This window comes from Nostoc sp. FACHB-892 (genome assembly GCF_014698795.1).
Lineage (GTDB): Bacteria > Cyanobacteriota > Cyanobacteriia > Cyanobacteriales > Nostocaceae > Nostoc.
This window is the reverse complement of sequence record NZ_JACJTR010000118.1, coordinates 1-5470: the sequence shown is the minus strand read 5'-3', so window position 1 is coordinate 5470 and position 5470 is coordinate 1. Positions and strand designations below refer to the sequence as shown.

3 protein-coding genes and 1 pseudogene are annotated in these 5470 nt (G+C 38.4%); all 4 read right to left on the bottom strand.

The window, feature by feature from the left end; all coding sequences use genetic code 11:
* Window positions 1-1131: 1131 nt before the first annotated feature.
* On the bottom strand, window positions 1132-1914 hold the full coding sequence (gene ubiG, locus H6G96_RS39975; protein ID WP_242063658.1) for a bifunctional 2-polyprenyl-6-hydroxyphenol methylase/3-demethylubiquinol 3-O-methyltransferase UbiG: 783 nt from the start codon (window positions 1912-1914) through the stop codon (window positions 1132-1134).
* 70 nt (window positions 1915-1984) lie between these two features.
* A complete protein-coding gene (locus tag H6G96_RS39970) occupies window positions 1985-3259 on the bottom strand; it encodes an ATP-grasp domain-containing protein (protein WP_190920108.1) in 1275 nt (424 codons plus the stop codon).
* A gap of 378 nt (window positions 3260-3637) precedes the next feature.
* Window positions 3638-4510, bottom strand: a complete 873-nt coding sequence (locus H6G96_RS39965; protein WP_190920106.1) for an isoaspartyl peptidase/L-asparaginase family protein — start codon at window positions 4508-4510, stop codon at window positions 3638-3640.
* A gap of 14 nt (window positions 4511-4524) precedes the next feature.
* Window positions 4525-4905: pseudogene (locus H6G96_RS42170) on the bottom strand (GTPase HflX); the annotation flags it as partial.
* Between the last annotated feature and the right edge of the window lie 565 nt (window positions 4906-5470).

Genomic DNA, 5470 nt, shown 5'->3' with positions numbered 1-5470 from the left:
ATAACAAATTGTATTGAGCATTTTCTTTCTCAAACCAAATAACGTGAGCGGAAGCCGGTTGAATAAAGCATGGCAGAATAGCTGCCGCTATGAGCAGACCCGGAATTTTTTTGAGCAGCATTTAATTTTCCTGAAAGTTGTATTTGGTCTTAATACTTAATTACGTAATCAGAAAACCAGTTTTTTTAAGACTGAACAATCCCCCCGCCAGGGATAAAATTTAAATATTTATATTTTTTTAAGTTTTCCTAAATAGTCAGAATAAATTGAAAATTATTTATTTGGAGAATAACTATCTTTAGATATAGATTAAGGTTAAAATAATAAATATTAAATGTATTTTTTCAACTACAAATTTTATTTATAGTCTTTCCTAAGCAACTGAGGTACACTCAAATATTGTTTACTAACGAGTTATAGCGCTTCCGGCTATTATGCGATATAGTTTTCTTCTTACCCCTCTTTTATCATCGCTTTCAGCTTTTAGGATGTACCTCATAGCTGTTGGAAGTGCTGTATAAGGCTTTATCATGTCCGGTTAATTAGGTAATTTCTCACAAAGAATATACCCAGATTGACGATTTTCAACTTTGCTCAACTCTCGATCCATTAGTTGGTTGAGCGAAGTCGAAACCAACAGCGACGGTAGATTTATTAACGGAAATTGCCTTAGTTGTCATTGCAAGTGAAGTGTTCGCGCAGCATCTCCAATAGTTCCAATCTGCAAATCATTGCGATTGTTTCATTCCACTTCGTTACACTCGCAATGACATATTGTAATTACGAGGAGATGATATTACGCATTGGCAGTAAAGGCTAAATATGGACGATGTAAAAACGCACTGTAGAGGCAATTCATTAATTGCCTCTACAGCGTCTGACTTTTCACAGCATCTGGAAAACCTCACTTCTATTTCTCTCTCCTTTTAGGAGAGAGACTTTGAATTTCCCCCTTCCCGCATCGGGAAGGGGGTTAGGGGGTTAGGTTTTTCGTGGACTTTTCCACATAACGTGAAAAGTCAGCTACAGCGTGGGTATATTTATCATCAAAAAATGATTAACAAAAAGCTGGAAACCAGTTATTTACGTTGATACATAAGATGGTTTTTCTGCACAGGAAGTAAGCCCTTATCAACTTTTCTTAACTGCTTTACCAATGTAGCAGACAGAAGTATCATCATTAATTTTGATTTCAAATAATTCTGCCTTCTCACCTTCTCTTTGATTATTTAAACCCTTAAGTAGAATATTCTTCAGCGTTTTAAAGTTAGTGCCACCCGTCAAGTCAAATCCTTTAATTTCCAAATCTTCAAAACCAGCCCTTTCCATTACTTCTATCATTTCTTGGGGTTTAATAAATTTATTCCAGTCATGAAGCCCAGGTGGTATACGCTTTAGAGTATCTTCTAAAAGCCAAATCATTATAAACTTTGATTTGAAATTCCTATTAATTGTGTCAAATAAAAATAATCCATCATTTTTTAGAACTCTATAAGCTTCTGAAATAACTTTTACCCAATCTTCAACATGCTCCAATACGTCAAAGCACAAAACAACATCAAAACTATTTTCTTCGTAAGGGATATTTTCAGCTAACCCCCGTTGATAATCAATTTCTAAATTATTTTTTCTAGCATGTTCTTGGGCTATTTTAATTGAATTCAAGGATAAATCTATCCCAGATACACAAGCGTCTAGATTAGCTATAAACTCACAAGCTAATCCGCCCCCACAGCCAATATCTAAAACTTTAAGTCCTTTCCAATTTGGTACAAAATTTGAGAAATATTCAAATCTAGACTTGTTAAGATGGTTAGATAGATATAAAGTTTCATCTTCTTTCCACCATTTTTCTGCATTTAGATCGTAGTATTCTAAATTATTCCTTTTCATTTTTGCTCCATTCCACATCATGAGTTAAATTGGTTTATAAATCTTGAGGCAGATTAGTCTGAAGAACCAAAAATATCGACTACCGCTTGATTTAAGGGAGGAGTTGTAATCCCTTAGTTTGTAATTGCTGCTCGATATACTGCATTTTTTCGATAGTTTCTCCAGTAACGATCGCATAAAGCTCAGTGTAGATTTTTCCATATTTGACTTTCTCTAAAGCCGATAAAATAATCAAGTCTTTGCGATCTAATTCTGGTTTTAGGGTTATAAGGATTGATTCTAATGCCCCCTCGATTCGGTAGCTACTGGAATATTTAGCTACTTCTTTTCCTAGTCCCAGTAGGGTATGGCGCTGTAAACACAATGGAGTTGAGCCATTAACGCGGAAATTGGCATCGATCGCATAAAATTGTCCGTCTTGGTCTTCCAGCACATCAAAGCCAATCACGCCGAAATATCCCTGTTTGTGAGCATACTCACCAACGTTGGCAATCATCTGAAAAAACTTGCTCATGTCAGTGTTGCGGTAGTCAATCACTCCTCCTAAATAGCTACCTTCTGGAGTGACAAGTTGTCCGGTAGTGCCGATGAGGGTTATCTCTCCCCCTTTGTTGACATAGAATTGTACGCAGTAATTCTGCACCTCATTCTTGACGAACTCTGAGACAATAATCGTATCAAGCAATTTAATATCAAGATATTTTCTAATTTCTTCAAGGCAGTAGTTTAGATCGCTGGGATTCTTGATAATATAAGTGCCTTCTCCTGAGAGTCCGTGAGATGTTTTAATTAAGTAGGGAAATTGTGGTAATGGGATGTCTTCGATATTGACTTGGTGCAGATTGTAGCTCTTGTATTTTGGACATTGGACTCCCAGTTCTTCTAACGCTACTTTGCTGAGTAAGCGGTAATGAGTGTCTGAATCGACAGCATGTTTTTCTGGTTTTAAACCATCAAAGGGAAACAGAGTTATGAGTTTATCAAAGCGTTCGCTGTGGCTAAGATCGTCTAGATAAGTTGAGCAATCCATCATCTCAATATTGGAGTGCTTGAATCCGAAATGTTCTTGCCAGTATTCAAGCAGCGACTTTGATGGCGGATTAATCACAATTCCGGGAATACGATCGCCTAAGACAGCCAGATTTTTCCAAGGTTCTTTTTGACAAATCTTGTCGAAGGAGGTTTTGGTGGCTTCACTACTGCCATCTTGAATAAAATATTTTTGCCGATTGGGATAAGCAGCCCAACTCCCTGTTGCAGGGTAATTTAAGATAAAGCCATAAGATGCTTCTGTGATATCTTGAGCAAATAAATCAGATAGAGAACTCCCTTGAAAGTATTGAAAGTTATATTTTGATGAGTTCATTAATTCGTACCCATTCAAAAAAAGCTACATATTCAAAGTTGAAAAGCCACATTTCATTTGACTTTCCGAGTTTTAATTTATATAGGACTCCTGTCTAATTCCTGAAGGAAATTTTAGATAAAACCATGAGAAAACGAGCTTTTTAGTCTCACTATGGGTTCAAAAATTAAACCGGAGTCCTATATATAGCAATCCTAAATCACTTGTAAAAATAAATTAACCGCAGAGAACGCAGAGAGAAGAATCAGAGATTTTCATGACTCATTTAGAAATTACTATGGCGGTTCTCGTTTACGTTAGGTAGGCGCTACCGTGCCCCTACACCTGCCAATATAATCTTATACTGCATCTGAATGGGAACCGCTATATCTATATGAGTTATTTTTTAGTAAATGCAGCCACTTTCTCTTGTCCTTGAGTCATATAAGCGCAAGCCATGTGTGATGAGTTATACGCCCAGCCAACGCGTCCTTGACGATCTATAAGGATGCACCCAGCTTCACCTTTAACCTTAGAAACCAAAGTGTCAATTGCCATCTGTGCTGCTTCGTCTGGATGTCTGTCTCCAGTCAAGAAATCGATCGCAGTTTTAGCCAAAACCACGGGGATAATTGACTCGCCATCACCTGTTGTTGAGCAACCGCCGATTTTATTATCAGCGTACAAGCCACAGCCAACAAGCGCAGTGTCACCGACGCGACCTTGTTGCTGCTTAGTAGTTCCACCAGTTGAAGTGCCAGCAGCTAGGATGCCGCTAGCATCCAAAGCCACACAACCTACAGTGTTGGGGCGATCAATAACCTTTTGATCCTCCTTCCACTCCTGCCACTGTTCATCAGTTATCAAGTCATCTTTTTTGCACATTTCGGCTCCGCAGTCTACAGCAAAGCGTTCTGCACCTCGCGCCACTAGTAGCCTGGGTTTGTCATCCATAACCTTCCGTGCAACCGAGATGGGATGACGGATGCCCTGAGCTGCTGCAACTGCTCCCCAACTTAGTGAGCCTTCCATGATCGCCGCGTCTAACTCCACCTCTCCATCGCTGTTGAGAGTTGCACCAAGACCAGCGTTAAATGTCTGGTCAGTTTCCAGAACTCGAATAGCTGCTTCAACAGCTTCTGCGGCGCTACCTCCACTGATTAGCACAGCCCAACCAGCTTCTGCTGCTGCTGTACAGCCTGCATTGTTGGCTGCAACTTTATCGTCTGTAATGGTTTTTGCCCCACCGTGAACAATGATGGTCGGTGTCATATAATTCCTTGCTGTTAGTATGAATTCTGTGGGACTGCAATCGGTTTAACTCTTTCGTCAATTAGTTGCAGCGATCGCACCTTTAAAGTCTCTAAATCTAACCCCTTAGTTGCTGAAATAAATACAGCGTCAGGATAAACTTGTTGAACTTGAGCCAAGGTTTCGCTATCTACTTGGTCAACTTTGTTAAAAGCAATCAAATTTTTCTTTAGAATATCAGGCATTTCTTCGATTATTTCCAACACACTCTCAATATGATTTTACCCGGCTGGATGGGACAAATCTTCGACATGAATCATGGCCAAAGCCTCAACTACTTCCTTTAATGTGGCACGAAATGCATCCATAAATGGTGGCGGTAGTTCGTGAATAAAGCCTACAGTATCGGTAAGCAAATTCTGGCTTAATTAATCTATCTAATGGTTGATTTTGCTCATAAAACTGTTGTAGTTGTTTAAAACGGTTAACTTTGATGCCTTGAATATTGCTATAAATCTTTTGCATAAAACTAACAATTTATAGTCTATTTTTCAGCTATGTATTATGTATATTGTTATATTGGTCTTTTTGAATCTTGATTTAATCTATCAAAAGAAATAAGCAATTTAGCTAGATAATTACCTCAAGAGGTAGCTACTCTAAATGGTTTATAGGTTATAAAACTTACACATTAACAAAATAGACGAATAATGATGTAAAAGAAATTAGGAAAATAGGCAGAGGCTAATTACTAGGGGACAAGAAAGACGGATAATTTACATCCAGAGCGTATTTAGGGTTTGGACGATCAGAACAACTATTAAGCTATCCCAAGCATTGTGTAACCTTAATACGGGAGCAATGCGATTTTGTGAGGTCTGGTCAAAAACAAGCGATGCCTGCGGCGGGCGTAGCCATCGCTAAAAATTATATTTAGGTACAAGGTGATTTTATTTGCAAATAAAATACTGGTTTGCACAA

What these genes read in the sequence shown, in the direction of transcription:
- H6G96_RS39965 (WP_190920106.1), bottom strand. Translation starts at nt 4,510, where the DNA reads ATGACACCGACCATCATTGTTCACGGTGGGGCAAAAACCATTACAGAC.
- ubiG (WP_242063658.1), bottom strand. Translation starts at nt 1,914, where the DNA reads ATGATGTGGAATGGAGCAAAAATGAAAAGGAATAATTTAGAATACTAC.
- H6G96_RS39970 (WP_190920108.1), bottom strand. Translation starts at nt 3,259, where the DNA reads ATGAACTCATCAAAATATAACTTTCAATACTTTCAAGGGAGTTCTCTA.